We start from the raw sequence: 21,487 nt of genomic DNA on the forward strand, positions 1-21,487 counted from the left end.
TTTTACCCGTAATTATAGGACTTTCAACGGATTATATTCCAGATTTTCGACAGTTTTCATCTTGCCTTTCCAAACTAGGGATACGACGATTATAATAAAGTAGAATTGACATTATAGTTGCAGAAAGAAAAAGAAACCATCTGGAGGTGTTTGACACGTGTCAACCCAAAATAACGCCGAATTCACGGATCTTCTGATTGTCGGTGGTGGACCGGCGGGCATGTTTGCTGCATTTTACGGCGGAATGAGAAAGGCTTCCGTCAAACTGATTGAAAGTATGCCTCAGCTTGGGGGGCAAGTTGCTGCCCTTTACCCTGAGAAATATATTTACGACGTGGCTGGCTTTCCTAAAGTGACCGGCCAAGAGCTGATCAACAACCTGCATGAACAATTAAAGCTTTTCGAGCCGGACGTGCGTCTGGAGGAACGGGTGCTGCAAATTGAGAAGAAAGAAGAGCGCCATTTTGTGGTGACCACCGATAAAGGTGTTCACTATGCGCGCGCCATCATCATTACCGCAGGAGTCGGCGCCTTTGAGCCTCGTCGTCTGGATCTGGAGAACGCCGCCCGTTTCGAGAAAACGAACCTGCATTATTTCGTTAGCGACATGAACCGCTTCCACGGCAAGAAAGTGCTGATTAGCGGCGGCGGCGACTCCGCTGTGGACTGGGCATTGATGCTTGAGCCGATCGCTGAGCAGGTGACGCTGATTCACCGCCGCGATAAATTCCGGGCGCATGAGCACAGCGTTGAGAAGCTGATGGCTTCCCGCGTCCAGGTCATTACGCCTACGGAAATCGCAGAGCTGCACGGTGACGAGCGCATCGAACGCGTCACACTGGCAGACGTTAAAACGAAGGAAACCCAAGAGATCGTTGTGGACGACGTGATCGTTAACTTCGGTTTTGTATCCTCGCTGGGACCGATCGCGGAATGGGGCCTCGAGATCGAAGGCAACGCCATTGTCGTCGATTCCCGGATGGAAAGCTCGATTCCCGGCATTTTTGCCGCCGGTGACATTACGACATATCCCGGCAAATTGGACCTGATTGCGGTGGGATTCGGCGAAGCGCCGACAGCGGTCAACAACGCCAAGGTCTACATCGATCCGGAAGCGAAGTTGTCCCCAGGTCACAGCAGTAATTTGAAGCTGTAATTTAAGCAGCTTATTCACGTTCTTACATGTTCTAGCAAACAAAAGGGTATCTTACCTTTACGGAAGATGATGTCGTAAAGGAGAGATACCCTTTGCCATATATATGCCCGTTATGCAACGGCTTAGCTTCATTAAACGCCACCTGCCCCGATTGCGGACACGTTCTAGAGAATGCTGGAAAAAGAGAAGATTACGCTGGGCCTTACAGCCCCTACGGATCCGCTGATCAGTATACCTCAGCCATCTCCGCGCGTATTCCTTCGGGCTGCGAACATGTCGTTCAGTGTCCGCATTGTCATGAAGCTTATATTTATCATGTCAACGCCTGGCGGGCGCCTTGATGGTTGGGGATAATTTTATCCTTCTTAAAGAAGTTAGCCAGGTTGTCCACAATTAGTGCAAAACGGACGGCGCGGCAAGCTCTAATTCGCGTTTGCGAATCTCTGCTAACAGCAGTGCGATAAACTCCCGATCCAACTGCAGTTCGGTCGCCTTCTGGTAGGATTCCAGGAGCAACTCATCCGTTAACAGCGCCATTGATAACACATCCTTTCTAGTATTTTCCCCATCATAACAGGAAAAGTTTAGTAGAACAAGTGTTCTTGCTATCCACAAACCCTTGTGGAAATCCTGTGAATAACGTGTTAGTAAATATCGAAAACCGTTGAAAAAGCTAGTGGGATAATGTGGACAAAAGTTATTCACAGGACACCCGTTCCCATTTTTCACCAAAAAAATTTTTTATTTTCCGACAATCCGAGCTTATTGTGGCCGCGTATTGACCTCAAAAATCCAGATCTTCCCGTTCCGATCCACGCCATAATCAAAACCAAGCTGCCCGATCCCCGGAAACCGAGCCTCTAGAATCTGTACACAAAGATTCGTTAACGTACGCATCTCCCGTCGCTTGCTGGCGGCGATTTTGCGGCCCAGTGAGCGGCTGAGCCCTGCGCGGGCACTAAGCATCGTCCCTCCCTTGGACAAGTTGGTCACGAACAGCCCAGGGCGGGCTAACCGGCCGACCATGGAGCGATAGACCCAAACTTCGTTCTCTTTAACGACCTTCACGCGATAGTCGATCGGGCGCCCGGCGATGCGGGCCAAATGAATACCTTGCTGGATCATATACTTACGTCCGACCTTCACTCGGTTTAAGGAACGAAACATCGCCTCAAAGCTGGAAAACGCGCGTGTTCGGGACAAATAGGTATAAGCATAAACTCCGCCTGCGTAAGTTACCTTAATCACACCATAACCCCCGCCGCCGCGGAGGGGTTTAATGACGACCATGCCGAACTGATGCAGCATGCTCCTTAACGAATCGGCACTGTACAATCGGGTTTGCGGTATGTGGGCGGCCACGACCGCGTTGCTGAGAAGCGCTTCGGTCTTGAGCCACTTATTGGCCAATTGTCTCCCCGCCATGACACCATCCCCTTCCTCTCACTATACGGTATAGTACTCATTTGTAGATTCGTATTCTTGGATGATTGTCCAAGGCTTAAGCCCTTTCTCCGGTAAGGCTGTCAGGCAGGCTCTTTCTATGCAAAGCGAGGGATTTCGCGTATATTAAGGGGAGACGTTAGTCTATGACTAGCAGAGGAAGGAGAGTTCACAAGCTTTGAATACAGAGGGTTCTTCATTTGAGGCAGCTCTGTTCGAGGTCCTCTATTGGTTTGCCATGATCGCCATGTCGTTGGTGCTGGCCGGCATTACCGTCGCATTGTTCCTCACGGGCATCAAAATGGCCAGGACAACGCGTAAGGGTCTCGGCATCGGCTGTATCGTCTTTTCTCTGGCAGCGGCCTGTATGGTCGTCATGATGGTGAATCGTCAATTTTTCTAAAGCAAGTCGGGAGTGCCTGACCGCACAGGAAAAGCTCGGAGCATCGCTTGCGGATGGCATCCGGGCTTTTTTTCCATAAAAAAGATGGGAACCAAAACCCATTTCTGCGTATTACTACATAGAAATTATCGTTACTTGGGATAGTAGAAAGATACAGGAGGTTCTATTGGCATGGGAAGTACGCAACCTTGGGGGGACCGATTCAAAAGGTTTTTTCTAAATAACCGTTTCGTAGTGTTTTTGCTCGTCGTCTTGCTGATTGGCTTGAATATTCTGGTGTTCGCCCATATTCCGTTTGTGTTCAAACCCATTACGGTGCTGTTCAAAACCGTCTTGCTCCCGATTCTGCTCACCGGAGCGATCTATTATCTGCTCAACCCGCTGGTGGATTGGCTGGAAACGAAGCGCATTCGCCGGGTATACACGATTACCGGGTTATATTTGTTGATCGCGGGGATCCTCACGGTGCTCATTATGACCGTTATCCCGTTGGTTCAGGCACAGATTCTGAGTTTGATCGAAAATTTACCAAGATATACGTCTGAGGTGCAGCGGCAGTTCGAAAGCTTGATCGGCAGCAACTTCTTCCATCAGGTCCAAGAGTCGACCGGCTTTAATCTGGACGACCTGTCCAACACGCTGTCGGAGCGAGGGACCGCTTTGTTGAACAACGCCTGGTCCGGCATCGGCGGATTCCTTGGAGCCGTCAAGAACGTCGTCCTGGCGATCATCACCATGCCGTTCATCTTATTTTATCTGTTAAAGGACGGCAAGAAGCTGCCGGAGTTCATCCTGCGTTACGTGCCCGTTCGCTTCCGTGAACAAACGCACCATGTGATGACCGAGATGAACAGCCAAATTAGCTCTTATATCCGCGGGCAAATCATCGTCAGCTTCTGCATCGGGGCGCTGATGTATGTCGGCTTCGTGATCATCGGCCTGGATTATTCGCTGACGCTGGCGATCATCGCTTCGTTCACGAGCGTCGTCCCGTATCTCGGGCCGGCTATCGCGATTACCCCGGCGATCATTGTGGCCATCGTCACCTCGCCGATCATGCTGCTGAAGCTGATCGTCGTCTGGACGGTTGTCCAGCTCGTTGAAGGCAAGTTCATTTCGCCGCAAATCATGGGCAAGACGCTGCGCATTCACCCGATCACGATCATCTTCGTGATCCTCACCGCCGGCAATCTGTTTGGCGTCCTGGGCGTGATTCTCGCCGTGCCGGGCTACGCTGTGCTGAAAGTAATTTTCACCCATCTGTTCCAATGGTTCGAACGGCGGTCCCATTTGTATGAGGAGCCGGATGCGCCTGCCCCTGATCAGCTTGACCTTCGCGAGCCTCCAACTGAAACGCAACCATGAAAAAAGGACTCTTCCAGATGGAAGAGTCCCTTATTATTTTCCAATCAATCGCAAGGTTGCGGCGCGCCTTCCTCGTCCTTAAAGCGGAACGATTGACCGCATCCGCAGGTGGCGATGGCGTTCGGGTTGTGGATGGTGAATTTGACGGATGGCTTGCGCTCGGCTAAAACCGCGTCAGATCAACGTTTTCACCGCGCAGGCCGGGATTGTTAATCACCGAATTGACTCGTTAATCACACGCCCCTATGGCGTATAATCTCGTTAACCGTATTGTACCCAAAATACAACCATCCCACAAGATATTTGGTATAATATACAAAAAATATAGAGGTAGGAAAGTAGCATGAGCGATAAAGTCAACATACCAATTGAACTTATTAAAGTAGTCATTCCGGGACTAATTGCATTTTGGGCTGCGATGAAAACCACACTACAATCAAGACACTTAGACACGACAAAAGAAATATTCAATCGCTTCTATCTTCCTGCATTTAAAATTCTTGAGCCTCATTTATATGGGAGCTGCACTAAACAAGTGACTTTGGAGATTTCCGAAAAACTAGAATTACTCGCAGAGGAAAATTATGAGTTTGCAAAAGGCCGAGACATCAACTTAATTAGAAAATACAGACACACGGCTTTAAATTGCGAACACGTCTTTTACGATAATACCAGTCAAATAGATCAGATATTTCAAGAACTATGTATGTGTATTGATAAGGAATTCGAGCGTTGCCGGAGAAAATTAGGACTACCAACTAGGACGTTCATAGACAAATTGAACTCTGGTAAGTATAGTAAGTCGGTTCAATATAGATTGGGAGAAGTGTATAGACTTATAGAAGGGATGTATCCTCTGATTTTAATAGCCGCCTTATCTATACTGATGTATTCACTTATCGATCTGATCATAAAGATATTCACTATATAATAGGAAGTTAATATTTTACATAATTTTCCACACAGTTTTAGGATATGCTTAGATTTTGCTGGGGCCTGTCGGGCGGCCAGCGAGGGGGTGCCATGGGGGTTGTCTTTCGATCTTATTCGTATGCATTACGATATACATTCATATGCAATCGCGCAGGGTTGATAATGTGCAATCCGCAATCCATTCCAAACGCCGCGAAGCCGCACCACTACGCCATTTACGCCGATCCTGCATAAAACGGCGTTATTCATCGTATATACGTTTCCAGTACATTTCGCATAATGGCGCGGTTTATCGAAATTTTCGCTGGTAAATTATTCACCGCGGAATAAGGTGTTTATACATCGTTTATGCACCGAAATCGACCGCATAACCCCGTGAGTTTTACGCGGCCGTCCACCCTGCGCCGCCAGCCCGCGAAACGTTTCCGGAAGGGCACGCGTCTCACCCCGCTTGCAGGAAAATCGCCCATAAAGCGCAATTTTGAGAAGCTAATTCGCGCAACACTTACCGCCTCTAATCCGCGCCGTATCAACGGTTTAGCGATCACCATCCGCAGCGCAATCAACTTCCGATTCAAATTTACTACGCAATTAATCCGCACATGCGGAACGTCTCCTCGATATCACGCGCGGTCATCACGTATTTTATCTTAGCTTTCAGCCATCGCCGATGATCTTCCGTTTTCCTGCGCTGAACCTTGACGAGCTCACGCGTAAAGTCCTTGCGCTGTCTCCACGTATAAAGTTGGCGTCGACTCACTCCGCAAGCTTGCGCAATCTCTTCGAGGTTCGGCGTCGGTACTGTCGTAAGCAGTTCGATCGCGAGGTAATGGCGTTCATCGAGCGGTAATACCGGCCTGCCCCGCTTTGGTTTCTTCCGCGGCACTCCGCTTCACCTCCGTATACAAAAATAAGGCCGCCCCGAAGGACGGCCCGCTATGTTATTCGTTCAATTCCGCTTTGATTTCTTCAATCATAGTATTGTAACTTTCGAGGCGGTCGCGAAGATCATCTAGGAAAATCTGCAATTCCTCGATCTCCTTCGCGTCTGTGCTTACGGCAAGTCTTGATTCAGTTTCCGCGATTATCTCCTTATATTTTGCCGCCCCGCTCTCTAGCCCTTCCAGTCTTTCTTTAAGAACCTCCGGGTCCGTTTGATTAGGCGCTGTTTCGATCGCGGTCTTCTTCTCTACCAAAATAATCTTCTTCCCCCTTACTTCAAGCGGAATACCCGTCGCGTCCGTAAGTGCGCGGATAGGTACATACGCCGATCCATTTATAACCGGAGCGTCAGCTATTTTTGATCCGTCGCTTTTTTCAATCTGAAATACACCTGTTATCTTTGCGCGCATAAGATCAATCGTAGATTCCGCGAAGGCTGGCACAGCCCCGAATAATAGCGCCCCCACAAAAATGCCGAGTATGAACTTCTTCAATGTAACCCCTCCATTAGAAGATATTACCTTTATTATCGCCCATATCAACGACAATTTGTAGCAAAATGTGGGAGCGCCAATGATTATGACAACGTTACCTGCGCAAGCAATGATCCTTCGCGTGTCCACAACTTAAGATTTTTGGTGCTGCTGTCGTACGTCATGTTATACGCGGCCTCACTTACATTCGCCTTCGTACTTAACTCCGACGCGACAACAATCCGGTTACCTGCCGAAGTATTTCCGACATAAGCTCCAAAGCTTGGCTGCAAAATTACATCGAAACCGGCTTTAATTACTGCATTTAGGCCCGCATCAATCCGGACATCGTTCGCCCCACGCAGCTTTAATTCGCGCGAACTCCCGGTAAACGATAGATACGCCTCGTAAATGCTCGGATCAACGAAGGCGATCCTTCTATCCGTGATCTGACCGGTCAATCCGAGATAAATGTTGTTACCTACCCGAATGTCGCGCGTAATATCGATGTCCGTGTTACTGCGGATACTGCCGCCAATAATCTGCGCGCCGTTGATAGTTCCTCCGTTAATCGTCCCTGCATTGATCGTCGACGTATTGATCGTGCTATTTTCCACGGTCCCGGTCAATGTAATTTTCCGCGCAATAACGTTGCCCTGCATATCTGCATGTAATGACGCGCCCTTAACCGGCCACATTCGCAGCGGCTTCGTGTCGCGAATCGGACGAACAAGACGCTCAACCGCGCCAGGTGATACCGTATAGCGCACGAGCTTTCCGCCTATAAACTCGTTAGCAAGGTGCTCATACGTCCGCATAATTGCGTCATCGATCGGCACCCCTTTCCCGGCGAGCTTTGCGATATATGTGAGTGCCTCCTCCGATCTTCCGGCCACCGCGAATAACTCCTGATTGTTCGGGACCTAGCGCTCTACTTTAAAATCGTCGATATAGCGGAGTTGGTAATATACAGGTACGCCGTCCTCGATTGCGTGAACATACGCGCCAAACTCGATACCATATTTACCGCCGTCATAATCCGGATTAGCGCGTTTGAAATCGTTATAGGCTTTGCGGGCCGCTTCCGCAATATCCTCGACCGTACTCTGATCATCAATAGCCGCGAAAAAGTTATCGCAAATCTCAAGCTCTCCGGATGTGAATACTACTTTGTCGCCTACTTCGCGCAGCTTATTGTAATTGTCGTGGACATAATAACTCCGGCCGTTTTTGTACGCCGACACACGTGTATCCGCGAATACGTAAATATTCCCGTTAAAGTAAAACGAAACGCATAAACTCAAATGGATCCCTCCGTAATTAGCGTTATCTTTCGGGCGACAACGTTCCCCTGCATGTCCACGCGAAACGGCGCGCTATTAAAGTTCGCATGGCCAGCCGCGATCCCGTTCGGATTAATATATGTGATGTTGTTGCCGCTACCGATCGATAAGCCGACGCCGTTAATTTGCTGCCCGACGATCCTTTCCGCGATTACGAGCTCAGCGACCGCTTTTTGCAGAACGTCGCGAATCAGCCGCTTAATCCCCGGTTTCTCGCGAATTGTATGCCGCAGGCTCTCACGTACGCCGGCCGCATCGATCTCGTATACCGTCAGGTCGCCGCCGATCCCCTCGTAACTGATCGCGCGGAAAGCGTACTTATACGTAGAGTAAACGTCCAAAGTCTCCCGGAATTTCGCCATCGCCGCGTCGGTCGCCTGCTGTGTCCGGATACCGCCGGCCCATACCGCGAAATCCATCGGACTATTAAGCGTGCGTTCTACGATTTCGAAATCGTTATGATACGGTGATATGCTGGCGACTACCGTTTTGCCGCGCCTCTTATCGTAATAGGCAGTCATTAATTCGACGAACATGCCGCGCCGCTCCTTAACTTCCGGATGCTCGGCGGTATATTCCGCGCATTGTCGGCGAGCGATCTTCTGCAGTTTGGTGAGAGAGAGTGGTCCGCCGCCGCTTCGTATTCCGCCATGATCGCGGCTGCCAGTTCCATGATCCCGGAGCAAAAAATCACCTTGTCGCCAATGTGAAATAGTTTCTTGCCGTCCTCATGGAGCCGATATGTGTCGCCTCCAATATTCGCAGATACCGCGCTATCCGCTCCGATCCAAACGCGGTCATAAGTTTGTATAGCAATTACGCTGCTCAATACATCATCTCCTTTAGATGAATAAAGAAGCCAGCGCGTTAAGCGCCGGCCTCCTCGTTTGCTTGATATTGTCTTTTTAGAACTGCATAATCAGCGATGTCCCGCGCTGAACTCGTCCTTTGCGCCTTAACCCGCGCAGCCTCTACGTCCTCGACCGTTACCTTCGGCGGTTCCGTCTTTGTGGGCGGCGTATATGTTCCGTCCTCTTGCGCCTGTTTGACGGATTTCAGCCGCGAATATAACGTGACCACTTCCGCAGAAGGATTGTGGCGAGCGAGTTTATACGCCTCGTTGATGTCCCGCTGCGTCACCTTCGCACCGGAGTCTATCAACCCGCTTAAACGTTCGCGTGATCTGCGCCAGTCGAGATGCTGCGTCTTTTCGGCCTCGTAATGATTGAGGCGGTCGCGCAAAATAACGGCGCGAGCCTTATCGCCGGGATCGCCGGATTTTTCCGCTTTGGCTTCGAGTTCCGCGACAAAAGACTCCATCGGATGAGCGATGAACTTGACGCCGGATTCCTCGTTAAAATACTCCGCGACCATTTCGTCGTAACGCTTTTGGGCGAGTCTGTATTGAGCCATTCTTTCCGGATGACCGGCGGCCATTTTCTTCATCTCTTCAAGTTGCGCTAGGGTTGTTCCGAGTTCCATTATTTTTCACCTCTGGTTCCGGTTTTAGGCAATTTTGCCGGACGGATGCCGCTGGCGAGTTGCGACAAATCATCCGGAGTCAATGCCGCCTTAGTTAACGGATTGCTAACGTGACGCAACTCATTTTTTAGGTTCCGCAGCTTATATTCGTAACCGTGCCCCAACGTGGTTTTAGCGTCGTAGTAGATCGCGTCCACTTCATCGATAATGGACAGTACACGCTCAAACTCATCCGCATACGCGCAGGCAGCGGCATTCAGCCTTTCCAGCGCCGGCTCTAACGTTTGGCGCATTACAACATTCGGATAATAATCCGTATTCCAGGCCGCAGCTATTTCGTCTTTTCCGCCCACACCCACGCTTACGGCGAGTCCCGCATTTACTTCCGCGTCAACCCGTCTTAATGTGCGCTCTGCTTGTTCGATTTTTTTGTCGATCTCTTCGATCTCAGTAGCGTTATCTGCGCCCTCAACAACGGACTTCCTAACAGCCTCAGCATACGCCGCCTTTAGGGACTGGACCCCCTCCTGCGCCGCCCGTAGACGCGCCTGCAACTCCGATCGACGTTGTCCAATTTCAGCGCTCTTTTGTTTGTAGACCTCAATAGCTTCAAACTTTTTCATTCTCTCATTCCCCCATTGATTCGATTCTTGTGATCAAATACTGCAAAAAGCTAACTACCTTGGCGCGCCAGCCTGTGAGTACCGGACGTATTCCCTCGCTGACCGACGGCGGAGTTGGCGGATCATCCGGATACAATTCCCGGTATAGCTCCGCGTGATCTGTCACCATGCGCCTAACATGCGCGGTGTCAGACGGATGCAGAATCTCCGCGTTAAGGTCGGGCTCCGCCATCGCAGCTGCAAAGATGGCGCGATCCGACGTCTTGAAATCGATAATCTCGTAATAGCCGGCGAACTCCGCCATCTCTAACGCAACCTGAACGGCCAAAACGGCCTTGTCACAAGGCGCGGCAATAGCAGTCTGATAATCTCCGTGTCTGTCGTAGAGTTGCACGACGAGCAGCGGTTTCACGCCGTCAATCCGGACAAAATCCGCGACGATGATCGGCCTCATACTCTCACCGCATACCCTTCCGCGGCCAGTGCATCGATAAAGTCCTGCTGCCGTGGTATAATTGCGCTCAACGTGACCGGCTGCCGGGTCCGTAGTGACTCCGCGCGGATGACGGCTCCGTTACCATCTACCGCCTCAAACGTCACAGTTGCGAACATATCGCCGCTAGGACTCGTTGTTACCCGGCGGCGCACCGTTACAATCTGCTTCGGCAGCTTTGCTGGTTGCGGCGTGATCCGGCGCGTCGTAACACCGGTGTCCCCGCCGATTAATCCCCGCGCGGTAATCATCGTGCTAACCTCACGTTCTTTGCCGTCAACCTTCCGCGCGCGTCCTCGCCGACTTCGAACGTTACGCGGTCGCCGCGCATTAATTTCGCACCGTCCGGTACGCTAAAGTGCAGATCATCCGCGCCATAGATCGAAATAAAGCCGTAGCCTTTTTCCGCGTTGATAAATTTGATGCGGCCTTTCTTGCGGCTGGTTTTCGCCTTATTTTTTGGGGGTAATTCACTCCTCGGTGAGTAACCCAAGCTCGGGCCAATCCGTGAATACACTTCCTCCATGTCCTCACCGAGTCCTTGCCACGTAATTGCTGCTGGATATGACATACTTACTCCTCCATCTCCTCTTCGTCTTCTTCTTCCGGTTCCGGCTCCGCCCACTGCAGACGCACGTTCTCCGCCTTGTCCATGCGCGGATGATACGTTAACTCGCCTTTAAATCCGCTCTCCGTAGCCGTATATTCAACGCGGCCCCGGATATTGCAGTCGTAAATGACGCGATCCGGCGCAAGGCTGCGTTTAAGTACCCGGAGCATGTACTTCGCGTGCTCGTCCGCAATTTGCTTGAGCGGATACGCAGCGTAGTCCGAAATGTTCCGGTTGAGCACCGCGCCGGCGTCATTAATGATCGTCGTATGGACGCGCGTTTTGTCCCGATCCGCAAATACGTACTGATACACTGTTATGGTCATTCTGCGTCATCCCCTTTTGCATATTTGCGTTTCAAGGTATCGGCACCGGATCGACTCGGCACCGCGCCATACCTTAAAGCGCACATCCGACTTGCTCATCGCCGCCAGTAACGCGCAAGTACATCCGTCAGCGCCCCGAAAATAAGGACAGTAACGTTTCGCGTCCTCCCGTCGGTCATCCAATCGTGTTCCTCCCCCTCATAATTGGTACCCTTTTTTGCAATTTCACGCGATTTTAGCCACGCCAAATAGCCCGGTAAGGTGTTCTATCCTCCGAGCTTCAAACGCGCCAAAACAGCGCATTATTTACGATAAGTTGACGCCAAATAAGCGACGCGCCGACCGCTTGCGAGACGACGGAATCCGGTATTGCCGCGCATAGATAACGCCGTTTTTCTCATACGTCGCCATCTCCGCGAAATCCGGATACGAGCGTTTGATCTTGCGCATGATGTCCGCGTCCTCCGTGTAACCGGCCAGAAATGCCGAGTTGAGTCGCCAGATTGCGTTATTCATCGAGGTAGCCCCCGTTTCGAACGAAGGTATTGCGCGTGATCTCGTAACTGTCCGGCCAGGTTCCGGCAGCAATGGCGGCCTTTAGCGTAAATAAGACGATGCCGCGGATCTCCGCTTTGGTGACGCCCCATTTTGCCATCGGCGAGAACTTGCGGCAGGCCAGCGTTGATAGGCGCTCGACCAACGCGTAAAACTTCGATTCCTCCATTTTTGCGAGGTGATGCGGTGCGTTTGCGTTCGCCTCGACGAAGAGTATAATCTCCCATAATACTCCGCGATCGCCGTCGTTTCGGACAATGTACGGCTCGATCTTGAGCGGGCGCTTGTCCTCCGCGTACTTAACGATTGTTACGTGCTTATCCATTTACTTCTCATCCATTCAGCGGCCTAGCAGTTTTGCCTTTGGATTTTTCCCTGCGTGTTGCCCGAGGATTTGCCGCCTCGTTCGGCTTAATTAAAAAGCGCCTCATGCGCTTAATTGAAAAGTACCTTTATTGCGGCCAGCCTTTCCGGGTTGGTACCTGCGTACACAACGCGCGGATTTACGATAACTCTGCGTTTCCTCTTGTCGTTGACGTCGGGGATTACAAGGAATACGGGTTTTCCGTCAAGTTTAAGCGAGCCGAGCGCAGTGCGCAGTTTTTGCGTATCCTTATAATTGAGTAACGCGGCTAACCGATCCAAGTCCATCGGCGATACACGATCCTCGTTTTGTTCCTCTGGGTTAAAGCAAACGACGTTGAACGAGAAGTTTATAAACGGAAGCACCGCGAAGACGATCGCCAGTTGTTTGATTGACCGACCGTTATACCGCTCGTACAAATTGCGAACCGTTCTCCGGAATAGTCGTGTATGCCGATACTCATCGAGCTTATACTCCGCGTCATCAAGTGATCCCCGGTAGAATATCGAAGGGTTGACGTAGATGTCACCGTGTTCGTTTTCGTCGTTTATGATCCCATCCGCAAGCAGCTTCCCGTAGAACTCCGAGAACCTAGCGCGGCTCATATTCAACAGCGACTCAAGCGCCTTGCGGTTAATCGGGCGACCATTATCGTATTGGAGGCGGCCGTCGTAATTGGTGTACGTCCCCAAAAACATTAGCCGCGCAAGGTCCGACTGGCTGAGCGAAGGGAAACGCTCGGTCATCGTCATGCAGCCGTTGAATAATGCGAAAACAAACCCACCGTTCTCGTCCGAGTGATTCCGAAGCTCGTCGAGGGTCTTTCTTCCGCGGGCTTGTGGTTCCGTCGTTTTAAGTACGATTTCGAAGTGCGTCAGGCGTTCGCCAAGTTCGGACTCGATCGCTTCTTTACGCGCCAGGACGCCGCGTTTCGTTTGCGGTGTGAGGTTAGCCCAGCGCCGTTGTTCTCGTCTCCTATCGATTGCCATTTGACCCCTCCTCAAAAAATACCCTGCTTTTCAGGAACAAAACTACCGAATTACCATGCTTTTCAGGAACAACACAAAAAGCCGGAATCCTGCGTCTGGTGCGGTCTCTCACGGCTTTGGCTGTATCTATCCCTATTTATTAGTCCATTTATCTTCTCTTCTTTGAACTTGAACGCGCATAGAAACTATCACGCCATCATGATTTACTTCGATGATGCGCTTCATGAGTAAACGTGAGATTGTTCAATGATGTGTCGCCGTCGCCTACCGGCCCCGTCGGCCTTGTTGCTTCGCACCTTCGGCACCATATCTATTTCAACCGCGGATAAAGATTATCAACTTCCTAACGCGGCAGAAGACATATAATAATCCCACAAGGCCCGGTTTTGGCCGCAGTGGTGAGGAGCGTAGCGACTCAACCCTGTTCGCGCTCGTTCACATGAACGTACGGGAACATACGTAGTTACTCGGCATTTGTAGCGTCTTACTGCGCAAGTTTGACGAGTTTCTGGCGCGCTCGATCCTTCGTAGTTTCCGCAGCTTCTTCCGCTTCGTAAACCGAAATCAGAAACGCCAATTTCTCCGGTGTGAGGTCGAGCTCTCGCATCAACAGTCCGACTTGATCACTGCGCAGCGGACGGCTTCCTTTTTCGATGTAATGCAGGTGCGGGCCGGATACGTTCATGAGCGCGCCCATTTCGTCGAGCGTCAGACCGAGCGCCTTCCGAATTTTGTGCAAATCTCTACGGTTGATCCCCATATTCGTTATCTCCTTTCGCGTTAAGAATTTTTTCTTACTAGTTGAACAAATAAAAAGAACCGCTCACGCACCGCCGAGCATCCGGCACGTTTGCAGTTTGCTTATTGTTGCCCCTATCTTCTTAGTCCTTAAATCGCGTAAAAAGCAGGTGTGATCAAAATTTTCTCATAACCCGTAGCCGCATTTTGGCGCAAAATACAACCATAAACGCAAAAAATCTTTGTCTATAACGTGAGGGTAACTAAACGCGAAAAATACAGGTATCAACACACAAAATTCACAAAATGTTCACATTTAAACGAAAAGAGAAGCGCTGCCAGGCATTCAGCACGTTTGCAGTTGCCCCCTATCTTCTAGGTCCTTAATACGTATGAACGTAAAATAAAAAGAGCCCAATTAGGCCCTCTCACTTATGTATTTTGTCGCCAGCTAAATTTTTAGTATTCTACTTTACGGATTGGCTTCCTCCGACCGCCTCCCATGAGCCGCGCCCGTTCCCGTGCCGCAGCAATTTGCGCCAGCTTGTCCGGATCGTACGGTTTCTCGTAGTTCCACAACCGCCGCATGAACGCCTCCTGGTCGTACCGACGCTCCCGTTTCGGCTTGTCTACGTCTTTCCGCGCTCGTTGCTCCGCCCGTTGGACCGTTTTCCGCGTAGTTTTGCACGACGGGCCGCATACTTTCGCATTGCCTGGCCGCGTCTTGTCGCGAAATGGATAACCGCAAATTTCACACCGTTTAATGCGTGGATCTTCGATAGGCTCCCGCAATAGCTTACGTATTATTGCCGCCGCATCTTCCCGCGTGAGCCCTTCCGTTAATTCTGCCGCGTATTCGATCGCACCCTCTCCCGGTTCCATTCGCTACACCCCCTATATATAAATAACGATTTCGGACCCCGCTCCGCACATTTTCACGGAAATATTTTCGAAACCATACGAACACACATTCGTATTATATCATATAAAACGAAAAGAGAAGCGCCCGCCCGTCGCGCTCCTCTCCTCTAATTGTCCGGCCGATAACCGAAACGTTGGCGCGAATCGTTACCGACCGGATAAGTCTGCCGAGCATTTGGCGCTACTCGGCGCATTCACGAACGGAGTTTAACTCCACTCGCCCGCATGGCGATCCCACCGGTCGGCGGCCGGCAGGTACGGGATATAACGCGCGTCTCCTCCGCTTATCGACCGTTGGCGCGGTCGGCATCATCGGAGCGTTGTCTCTCCGCCTTTATCTGGCGCGTTACAGCCGCCTTGTACGCCATCAGGCGGTTGAAGCGCCCGGCTGGCGACCTCTTAGCGGATCGGCCGCGCAGGCAATCGAAACGCAGCGCCCCGTATTGATTAGCTTTGCGCGTAAAATATGCGATTCGATCAACGGTCGTTTTCATGCGATCAACTCCTTGATAAAGAGCGCGGCCGCCCATATTAAGACGCGGAGGATGGTGCGCAGTCGGCGTTTTTTAGGCATAGGCTTGTAATAGCTCCGGTGCGGTGTGTACGCGGTCACGGTCGGCACCCCCTTTCGGAACAACGAAGCCGAGCGCGGCAGCTTGCGCATAGGTAAGCGGAGTCGCCCCGAGGACTGCGCGCGGCGAAATATCGATAACCCGGCGGAGTAGCGCGGCGTTGACGCTGATTTCCTGGCGCGGCTCCATTATGCGCACGAAATAGCGGCCGGTCGTCGGATCGAATACATAGCGGGCCTGCAGCGGTGGTTCAGCGGGCGCGGCTGGCTCGACCGTTACCTCGCGGAAATGGTGCGGTTTGCGTGTCGTCTTAAGACCGATAGCCGCGAGTTGATCCGGTGTTGCCTCCGCTATGTCGCCGGCGATGGTGCGGTCAAGCTGCGGGAAGATGGCGTAGAATAGCGATGGATGTATGGTCGCGTGCTGGGCGTTGCGGCCCGTGCCGAGCGCGATCTCTATGAGGTTGGTGCGGCAGTTGCGATAGTAGCCAATTTCATGGGTAGGTACGAGGATAATGGATTTCATAGCGAAACCTCCTGTTAACGATTTGGGTTATTAACTTGATTCGATATTAACTTAATTCGTTAATAACGTCAAGCGTTAATTTTGTGCTAGTATGAATTTTGAGGTGAACTTTAATGATCGTCTTTAAATTAGCTCGGTTGCTGCAAGAGCGGGGAATGACTATGTACCAACTAAGTAAGGCAACAGGCGTTAGGCCGAACACAGTCAGCCAGTGGGTGAATAACGAGAAGTTGCGCGGAGAAGGAAAGGAAGTTAAGTCTATAAGCGTCGAAGTCCTCAACGCCTTCTGTCGGGAATTGAAGTGCTCCCCTAGTGACATACTTGAATACATAGAGGATTAACACCACTGATTACCGGTGAGGATCGCGACTTCGTATACGTGGAGCCGCGAATAAGAGCGCGTGTGAAAATGCGAAACTGGACTCGCGCGGGGATGCTGCGGAGTCCAGTGTTTAAAGAGTTTATCTTGTAGTTACGGGGCTTTTATTCTGTGAAGTTTTATGTTCTTGATAGCTCCTGAATATTGAATCTGCAAGCCTGGTCCCGGTCGAGACAAGCTTGGACAAAACGCGAATTTGTTCTCTACATGCGATGCTTTCTGTTTGGTGGGGGTAGTTTATAGTGTGATCAATCTCTCCCCAAACTTCCTCAAACAAAGTTCTAACTTGAATTTCGCATGTGAGAGGGCTATCCTCCCTTGGCTTTACCAAGTAATGGATGCTTGTATAATAACTTTCTTTTTGGTAGCAAGAGATATTTAACTTTTCAAAGTAGCTTTTTGCCTCGGGATCCCATGTGTAAGCTTTAGGAGACTCGGCAAACACCCAATCCTTTGATTCAACTTTTTCAAGAATTTTTTTATGAATAATCTCGAACTGATCTTGATAAAGATGCAGAACGCGAACTCCCGCTAAATCAGTGACCTCAGCAAATAAAGTTTCAGGGGTAATAATTCTACCCTGTTCTCTTTTTCTTGCAAGTTTGTCTCGCAGATGATCTTCATCCTTTAATCTATACTTGAGCGAATGAATTACAGTAGTCGAGCTTTTGTTAAAAGGAGGCTCAAGTCTGAAGTAATCTCTAACAATATACATAAATTGCTCAAAACGGGGAAGCATCTCTCTATATTGTTCGATACAAACTTCTATTTCATTGCTCATACTACCTCTGCCTCCTCGCTGTCAAGAGTAGCTACTCTTTGTAATAGGGCAATAGTAAACTCTTTATATTTTTCCTTAGTGCCCTCGTATTGAGGCTTGCTACCTCCTCGGATTGTGGCGACGTCTTCGTCATCAAGGTTATCAAGTGAAGGAATTTGCCACATGGGTTTTTTATACTTTTGGGTCACGTTCGGAAGAGTGTTATGTGTGTGCATTATTGCTGTACCACCGATAGGATCGGCTAACATATCATCGGACAAATGAGATCTTACATCTGGTTGGATGTAGTGTTTTATGGTTTCTGGAATTTGCACAACATAATCATAGTGGGCTTGAGCAAGCTCATAAGGTGTTCGATTTGAGTATTTTTTTGCGTTATAGATTGTATATCCTAAGAATCTAACAAAATTTTTAGGGAAGTACGATCTTTTTTCGTCTGACAAAAGCCCATATATTGTCTCGAACTCTTTTTTCCACCGGATAAGGTACTCACCTATATTTTTAATACCATATAAAGAAAACATATCAGGGAGACAGGGGATTAAGAAACCATCCACGGTTGAGATAATAACTTTATTCAACGTACCCAGGCTTGGTGATGTGTCAATAATTACAAAATCATAATTGTATTTTTCCCCATACATTTCAGCAAGATTTCTAATCATTGTTGTTGTTCGAATTGATAGCGGGTCTCCTCTATACACACCGCTCCATCTTTCCGCTATTTTATCTTCATACATATGCAATGTGAGTCTTCCTGGTATTAGGGCTAAATTTTCTGTAAGTTCAACTGGTGGAGGAAGTACTTCTAAGTCTCCAGTCCCCTCTTCTGTTGTTTTTAGAAGGTAGTGAAGTGTTCTTGGGGAATTATTTATTGCGTCGAACTCTTCTTGAGATACTTTATCTTTAGAAGCTTTAAAATCGTCAATGAAAGAGTCCTCTTCTTCCCAGACATGCCTAATCTCCTCATCGGTCAGCGAGCAAATTGTAAGATTACACTGAGGGTCTGCATCGAGCATAAGTACTCTATTCCCCATTTCGGCAAGGCTGTGTGAGAGATGATAAGCAAGTGTTGTTTTTCCGACTCCGCCTTTATTGTTAAATAGCGAAATTATCTTCATAATGTCCTCCTAATTACTCCGTATATTTAAACGTACACACCGCGCGAAGATACCGCTCATCGCCGATCCTTACGCTATTCTCCGTAATCTCCGCAATCTTTCCGCAACCTACCAGTTCTCCCGCGATGAAAACAACGATAGGTGTACGGTCCATCTGCGCGGTATAAAGCTGGATATCGGACGTTAACGGGCGCGTAGAACTGCGCTTCATACTTCGGCACCTCTCGATAAATTTTACCATATTTTTTGCAATTATTGGTGTATAATTATTTCAAAAGACCTATGCCAATAGTGTGAATAAATAAGTTAAGAGGTGTTTGTATGTCGAAGTTTTTAGATGTAGTTGGGAAAATCACGATAGTCGCGGCCGTCATTCTAGGAATTGTATACGGACTTAAAAGCGACCCACTAGCGGAAGCGTTTGGATATGACGACGAAGCGTTTCGGTGGACTATTGCCCTTACGTGGTGGGTGAGCGGGGCAATCTCAGGCGCGGTACTCATAGCGCTCGGAACGATGCTTAATTATCTCGAAGAAAACAACGCCATGCTTCGGGAACTTGTGCGGAAATCTGAAATAAATACTAGTGTGTCTTATGATCAATACGCCAAGGATACTCTCAATAAAATCAAAGAGTCAAAAGTGCCATTCTCCTCAAAGTTGAGTGGATATAAGTTCAAAGCAAACGATTAAACGCAAAAAAGGGGCGCAAGCCAAACGGATTTTACTCCGCCAGCTTGCGCCCCTCTTTTCAATCGGTGCGTTCTTTTGCGCCCCTTTTACGTCATTCCTCCGTTTTATCTCCGCTCCCATTGCCGTCTGCGTAACTTTCCGCCAACATATACGCAACACACGCACCCACCGCGCCAATCACGCCCGTCACCTGCAGTACCGCGTTATCATCCGCGCCAGCCGCCGCCAGAATTGACGTAGCAAGCGCGGCCAACAGCGCCCAGAACTTGCGCGAAGATAATTTCCGTTTCCAATCGATTTTCATCGTTTATTTCGCTCCCTTCGGACTATTAAAGATTCCTGCGCGGTCCAAGATCGTCACCATCCGGTAAAAGTCGTAGCTGCCGTTCGCGGTCGTATCCAGCACGCCTGCCTTCTTCGCATTTTCGCACGCGGTCAGCGCCCATGCCGGAACCGCCGCCATCTTCGCGCTATTTTCGAGCGCGGCCAGTCGGGAGTTGCGCGCGTTTTGACGAGTTCCCGACGATACTATACGTGACAACGACGGAGCATCGGAGGGCCTGACGTAAGCTGGGGACAAAGTTCCCGACGTCGGAACGTTCGAACGTTCGAACATGCTAGACTCCGCGCGCTTACGGACAGTTTGGTGAGGTCGGTGCCCCGTGGCACCAACGTAACACGCGAGTTACATTTCCTTTACGAAATCGCGCGACGTCGAGCGGTTTGGGGACGATGTCGTCCCGATTTGATTCCGCGGTCAATGGGAACCCCGATGTTCCGATGTAGCGAGGTATGGACGTAACGACGTCGTTACAAACGTCTTATCGACAAGACATCCGCTCGGAACCGATGTCTCCACGTGGTTACACGCAGGACTCCGCGCACTCTACGGAAACTTCGCTATTTCTAAAACTTTTGCGATGTTTCGACGTCGAAACGTTTGGAAAACGACGTCGTCGTCCGATTTGATTACGATGTATCGACGTCGATACGCATCAGCAATTTGGAAAGACGTCGCACCATTCCCGCGCCTTTTACGTGAAATTAACGCTTATATACGCCTACCCTACCGTTTGTATTCAGACGCGGCCATAGCGGCTAATTTCGCGGTAAATGAGCGTAAAGGGTGCGATATATGACGTTTATTTCCGCTTCATTATAAAGCGATTCGTTGGCGAAAATTCATCATGACTCTTGCGCAGGTCGTCCGTATCCATTTGGACGTAGCGCCGCATCGTGCGCATGTCGGCCCAACCGCCCATTTTCTGAATCGTAAACGGATCAGCACCGTTTAGGACCATCGCGCGGGCCCAAGTGTGACGGTAGACGTGCGCGGTCATCTTCTTGCCAGCCACTCCCGCTTTTTCCCCGTAATATTTCAGCCGTTTATTGAAATGGTTCGGAGAGATCGGCTCCCCAAACGAGGACATAAAAAGGCGATCCGTCGAGAAGAATTGACGGTTTTCTTCAATAAGCTGCAGGAGGAGCTTCGCGGTGTGTGCGGATATCGGGACCATGCGCGGCTTCCGGTTTTTGTTCATTTCACCGGGCAGTACGATAAACCGCGTCTGAAAATCGATGTCGCCGGCGCGAAGTTTGAGCAACTCCGAAATCCGGAGACCGCTATCTAAAAGCGTCACGATCCCCACGTAATCGCGAAATCCCACGAAATCGCGGCGGTTCGGCTGCGCTAGGATCGCCTTAACTTCGTCGTCCGTCAGACAGTTCGTAAGATCCACGTCCTGGCGCAACAGCTTCACCTTCGCGAACGGGTTAACTTCGATCAAATCGTCCCGTTCTAACTGATTAAATATCGCCTTAAGCGTACGCAGCCGTATGTTGATCGTGGTATCCGAAAGTCCGACGCGCTGATCCTTCGTTGGGATATACTTATGCCCCTCGTACCGCGTCCGATCGTATTTCAAATACGATATGTGGTCGCGAACCATTTGCGTAGTAACCTCGTCCACGTATTCAACGTCAGGGTGCGCCTCCCGCAACCAATCGACGAAGTAGCCATAATGCTTCGCGTAATCTGTGAGTGTCCTTTCGCGCAAACCCTCCGCTTTCTTCGCGCTTATTACAAAGTCAATCGCCTGGTCCAGTTTAATCCGCGGATATTCGTGCAGCGTACGAGCCCCGTTAGGTACGCGCCGTTCCCGTTTCTTGAGCGACATAAAAAAACGACCTCCAATACGATATAATCGCGAGATTATACGTAATAGAGGCCGTGATCCACAACCCTGAAATGCGTTTT

At 50.0% G+C, this 21,487-nt stretch carries 32 protein-coding genes and 2 pseudogenes; 7 read left to right on the forward strand and 27 right to left on the reverse strand.

Translation table 11 applies throughout. The annotated features are described in order from the left end of the window. The first annotated feature begins 157 nt into the window (after nt 1-157). Complete coding sequence (locus U9M73_RS13130; RefSeq protein ID WP_323077613.1) at nt 158-1,156, forward strand: NAD(P)/FAD-dependent oxidoreductase; 999 nt, start codon at nt 158-160, stop codon at nt 1,154-1,156. Between the two features lie 393 nt (nt 1,157-1,549). On the opposite strand, the gene sda is transcribed toward U9M73_RS13130, so the two are convergent. After that, the gene (sda, locus tag U9M73_RS13135) at nt 1,550-1,693 is read right to left on the reverse strand and encodes a sporulation histidine kinase inhibitor Sda (protein WP_028540204.1); all 144 of its coding nucleotides are present in this window, start codon (nt 1,691-1,693) and stop codon (nt 1,550-1,552) included. 225 nt (nt 1,694-1,918) lie between these two features. Continuing rightward, nucleotides 1,919-2,581 carry a YheC/YheD family protein gene (locus tag U9M73_RS13140; protein ID WP_009224805.1) on the reverse strand — a complete coding sequence of 221 codons (663 nt, stop codon included), beginning with the start codon at nt 2,579-2,581 and terminating at the stop codon, nt 1,919-1,921. A gap of 196 nt (nt 2,582-2,777) precedes the next feature. Here U9M73_RS13140 and U9M73_RS13145 point away from each other — a divergent pair, with 196 nt between their 5' ends. Both U9M73_RS13145 and U9M73_RS13150 read left to right on the forward strand, forming a co-directional pair. Further along, on the forward strand, nt 2,778-3,002 hold the full coding sequence (locus U9M73_RS13145) for a hypothetical protein (protein WP_009224804.1): 225 nt from the start codon (nt 2,778-2,780) through the stop codon (nt 3,000-3,002). 171 nt (nt 3,003-3,173) lie between these two features. Further along, nucleotides 3,174-4,367 carry an AI-2E family transporter gene (locus U9M73_RS13150; RefSeq protein ID WP_260070543.1) on the forward strand — a complete coding sequence of 398 codons (1,194 nt, stop codon included), beginning with the start codon at nt 3,174-3,176 and terminating at the stop codon, nt 4,365-4,367. A 44-nt stretch (nt 4,368-4,411) separates the two neighbouring features. Here the strand turns inward: U9M73_RS13150 and U9M73_RS13155 are convergent. After that, nucleotides 4,412-4,507: pseudogene (locus U9M73_RS13155) on the reverse strand (iron-sulfur cluster assembly accessory protein); the annotation flags it as partial. Between the two features lie 203 nt (nt 4,508-4,710). Here U9M73_RS13155 and U9M73_RS13160 point away from each other — a divergent pair. After that, entirely contained in the window at nt 4,711-5,298 is a 588-nt protein-coding gene (locus U9M73_RS13160) for a hypothetical protein (protein ID WP_323077619.1), read from the forward strand. Nucleotides 5,299-5,883: 585 nt separating this feature from the next. On the opposite strand, the gene U9M73_RS13165 is transcribed toward U9M73_RS13160, so the two are convergent. The 18 genes from U9M73_RS13165 to U9M73_RS13250 all read right to left on the reverse strand — a co-directional run bounded on the left by U9M73_RS13165 (nt 5,884) and on the right by U9M73_RS13250 (nt 16,256). Continuing rightward, entirely contained in the window at nt 5,884-6,186 is a 303-nt protein-coding gene (locus U9M73_RS13165; protein WP_323077620.1) for a phBC6A51 family helix-turn-helix protein, read from the reverse strand. A gap of 55 nt (nt 6,187-6,241) precedes the next feature. Next, complete coding sequence (locus tag U9M73_RS13170; protein WP_323077622.1) at nt 6,242-6,736, reverse strand: cytochrome P450 family protein; 495 nt, start codon at nt 6,734-6,736, stop codon at nt 6,242-6,244. Between the two features lie 83 nt (nt 6,737-6,819). Beyond that, on the reverse strand, nt 6,820-7,611 hold the full coding sequence (locus tag U9M73_RS13175; RefSeq protein WP_323077624.1) for a hypothetical protein: 792 nt from the start codon (nt 7,609-7,611) through the stop codon (nt 6,820-6,822). 27 nt (nt 7,612-7,638) lie between these two features. Next, on the reverse strand, nt 7,639-8,019 hold the full coding sequence (locus tag U9M73_RS13180; RefSeq protein ID WP_323077627.1) for a hypothetical protein: 381 nt from the start codon (nt 8,017-8,019) through the stop codon (nt 7,639-7,641). Continuing rightward, complete coding sequence (locus U9M73_RS13185; RefSeq protein WP_323077629.1) at nt 8,016-8,744, reverse strand: hypothetical protein; 729 nt, start codon at nt 8,742-8,744, stop codon at nt 8,016-8,018. Before U9M73_RS13185 ends, U9M73_RS13180 begins: the two co-directional genes overlap by 4 nt. A 181-nt stretch (nt 8,745-8,925) precedes the next feature. Continuing rightward, complete coding sequence (locus U9M73_RS13190; protein ID WP_323077631.1) at nt 8,926-9,540, reverse strand: hypothetical protein; 615 nt, start codon at nt 9,538-9,540, stop codon at nt 8,926-8,928. Next, nucleotides 9,540-10,163: a hypothetical protein gene (locus U9M73_RS13195; RefSeq protein WP_323077633.1), complete on the reverse strand. Its 624-nt coding sequence runs from the start codon at nt 10,161-10,163 to the stop codon at nt 9,540-9,542. The genes U9M73_RS13190 and U9M73_RS13195 overlap by 1 nt, the downstream gene beginning before the upstream one ends. Before the next feature lie 4 nt (nt 10,164-10,167). Beyond that, nucleotides 10,168-10,617 carry a hypothetical protein gene (locus U9M73_RS13200; RefSeq protein ID WP_323077635.1) on the reverse strand — a complete coding sequence of 150 codons (450 nt, stop codon included), beginning with the start codon at nt 10,615-10,617 and terminating at the stop codon, nt 10,168-10,170. Then, nucleotides 10,614-10,907, reverse strand: coding sequence for a hypothetical protein (locus U9M73_RS13205; protein ID WP_323077637.1), 294 nt, complete (start codon nt 10,905-10,907; stop codon nt 10,614-10,616). Before U9M73_RS13205 ends, U9M73_RS13200 begins: the two co-directional genes overlap by 4 nt. Further along, nucleotides 10,904-11,227: a cold-shock protein gene (locus U9M73_RS13210; RefSeq protein ID WP_323077639.1), complete on the reverse strand. Its 324-nt coding sequence runs from the start codon at nt 11,225-11,227 to the stop codon at nt 10,904-10,906. Before U9M73_RS13210 ends, U9M73_RS13205 begins: the two co-directional genes overlap by 4 nt. A 2-nt stretch (nt 11,228-11,229) precedes the next feature. Further along, nucleotides 11,230-11,592 carry a hypothetical protein gene (locus U9M73_RS13215; protein WP_323077641.1) on the reverse strand — a complete coding sequence of 121 codons (363 nt, stop codon included), beginning with the start codon at nt 11,590-11,592 and terminating at the stop codon, nt 11,230-11,232. A 306-nt stretch (nt 11,593-11,898) separates the two neighbouring features. Continuing rightward, on the reverse strand, nt 11,899-12,108 hold the full coding sequence (locus tag U9M73_RS13220; protein ID WP_323077642.1) for a hypothetical protein: 210 nt from the start codon (nt 12,106-12,108) through the stop codon (nt 11,899-11,901). After that, entirely contained in the window at nt 12,101-12,472 is a 372-nt protein-coding gene (locus tag U9M73_RS13225) for a hypothetical protein (protein WP_323077643.1), read from the reverse strand. Before U9M73_RS13225 ends, U9M73_RS13220 begins: the two co-directional genes overlap by 8 nt. A 110-nt stretch (nt 12,473-12,582) precedes the next feature. Continuing rightward, a complete protein-coding gene (locus tag U9M73_RS13230; RefSeq protein ID WP_323077645.1) occupies nt 12,583-13,500 on the reverse strand; it encodes a hypothetical protein in 918 nt (305 codons plus the stop codon). 484 nt (nt 13,501-13,984) lie between these two features. Further along, nucleotides 13,985-14,260 carry a helix-turn-helix domain-containing protein gene (locus tag U9M73_RS13235; protein ID WP_323077646.1) on the reverse strand — a complete coding sequence of 92 codons (276 nt, stop codon included), beginning with the start codon at nt 14,258-14,260 and terminating at the stop codon, nt 13,985-13,987. A gap of 437 nt (nt 14,261-14,697) precedes the next feature. Then, complete coding sequence (locus tag U9M73_RS13240; protein WP_323077647.1) at nt 14,698-15,120, reverse strand: hypothetical protein; 423 nt, start codon at nt 15,118-15,120, stop codon at nt 14,698-14,700. A gap of 323 nt (nt 15,121-15,443) precedes the next feature. Next, entirely contained in the window at nt 15,444-15,653 is a 210-nt protein-coding gene (locus U9M73_RS13245; RefSeq protein ID WP_323077649.1) for a hypothetical protein, read from the reverse strand. A gap of 72 nt (nt 15,654-15,725) precedes the next feature. Continuing rightward, the gene (locus tag U9M73_RS13250) at nt 15,726-16,256 is read right to left on the reverse strand and encodes a hypothetical protein (protein ID WP_323077650.1); all 531 of its coding nucleotides are present in this window, start codon (nt 16,254-16,256) and stop codon (nt 15,726-15,728) included. A 113-nt stretch (nt 16,257-16,369) separates the two neighbouring features. Between U9M73_RS13250 and U9M73_RS13255 the strand changes: the two genes are divergently transcribed. Then, on the forward strand, nt 16,370-16,597 hold the full coding sequence (locus tag U9M73_RS13255) for a helix-turn-helix domain-containing protein (RefSeq protein WP_323077652.1): 228 nt from the start codon (nt 16,370-16,372) through the stop codon (nt 16,595-16,597). A 5-nt stretch (nt 16,598-16,602) separates the two neighbouring features. Then, a pseudogene (locus U9M73_RS13260) lies at nt 16,603-16,728 on the forward strand (ATP-dependent DNA ligase); the annotation flags it as partial. Here the strand turns inward: U9M73_RS13260 and U9M73_RS13265 are convergent. The 3 genes from U9M73_RS13265 to U9M73_RS13275 are packed head-to-tail and all read right to left on the reverse strand — an operon-like array spanning nt 16,718 to nt 18,748. Beyond that, on the reverse strand, nt 16,718-17,416 hold the full coding sequence (locus tag U9M73_RS13265; protein ID WP_323077654.1) for a RelA/SpoT domain-containing protein: 699 nt from the start codon (nt 17,414-17,416) through the stop codon (nt 16,718-16,720). The pseudogene U9M73_RS13260 and the gene U9M73_RS13265 overlap by 11 nt on opposite strands. After that, nucleotides 17,413-18,537, reverse strand: a complete 1,125-nt coding sequence (locus U9M73_RS13270; RefSeq protein ID WP_323077655.1) for a ParA family protein — start codon at nt 18,535-18,537, stop codon at nt 17,413-17,415. Before U9M73_RS13270 ends, U9M73_RS13265 begins: the two co-directional genes overlap by 4 nt. A gap of 13 nt (nt 18,538-18,550) precedes the next feature. Then, nucleotides 18,551-18,748: a hypothetical protein gene (locus U9M73_RS13275; RefSeq protein ID WP_323077656.1), complete on the reverse strand. Its 198-nt coding sequence runs from the start codon at nt 18,746-18,748 to the stop codon at nt 18,551-18,553. A gap of 110 nt (nt 18,749-18,858) precedes the next feature. Here U9M73_RS13275 and U9M73_RS13280 point away from each other — a divergent pair, with 110 nt between their 5' ends. Next, entirely contained in the window at nt 18,859-19,230 is a 372-nt protein-coding gene (locus tag U9M73_RS13280; RefSeq protein WP_323077657.1) for a hypothetical protein, read from the forward strand. A gap of 91 nt (nt 19,231-19,321) precedes the next feature. On the opposite strand, the gene U9M73_RS13285 is transcribed toward U9M73_RS13280, so the two are convergent. The 3 genes from U9M73_RS13285 to U9M73_RS13295 form a co-directional block, all read right to left on the reverse strand. Beyond that, the gene (locus U9M73_RS13285; RefSeq protein ID WP_323077658.1) at nt 19,322-19,534 is read right to left on the reverse strand and encodes a phage holin family protein; all 213 of its coding nucleotides are present in this window, start codon (nt 19,532-19,534) and stop codon (nt 19,322-19,324) included. Between the two features lie 3 nt (nt 19,535-19,537). Beyond that, nucleotides 19,538-19,846 (reverse strand): hypothetical protein, encoded by a 309-nt coding sequence (locus U9M73_RS13290; RefSeq protein ID WP_323077659.1) that lies wholly within the window; start codon nt 19,844-19,846, stop codon nt 19,538-19,540. Between the two features lie 526 nt (nt 19,847-20,372). Next, nucleotides 20,373-21,407, reverse strand: a complete 1,035-nt coding sequence (locus U9M73_RS13295) for a tyrosine-type recombinase/integrase (RefSeq protein WP_323077660.1) — start codon at nt 21,405-21,407, stop codon at nt 20,373-20,375. Nucleotides 21,408-21,487 lie beyond the last annotated feature (80 nt).

This window comes from Paenibacillus phoenicis (assembly GCF_034718895.1).
Lineage (GTDB): Bacteria > Bacillota > Bacilli > Paenibacillales > Paenibacillaceae > Fontibacillus > Fontibacillus phoenicis.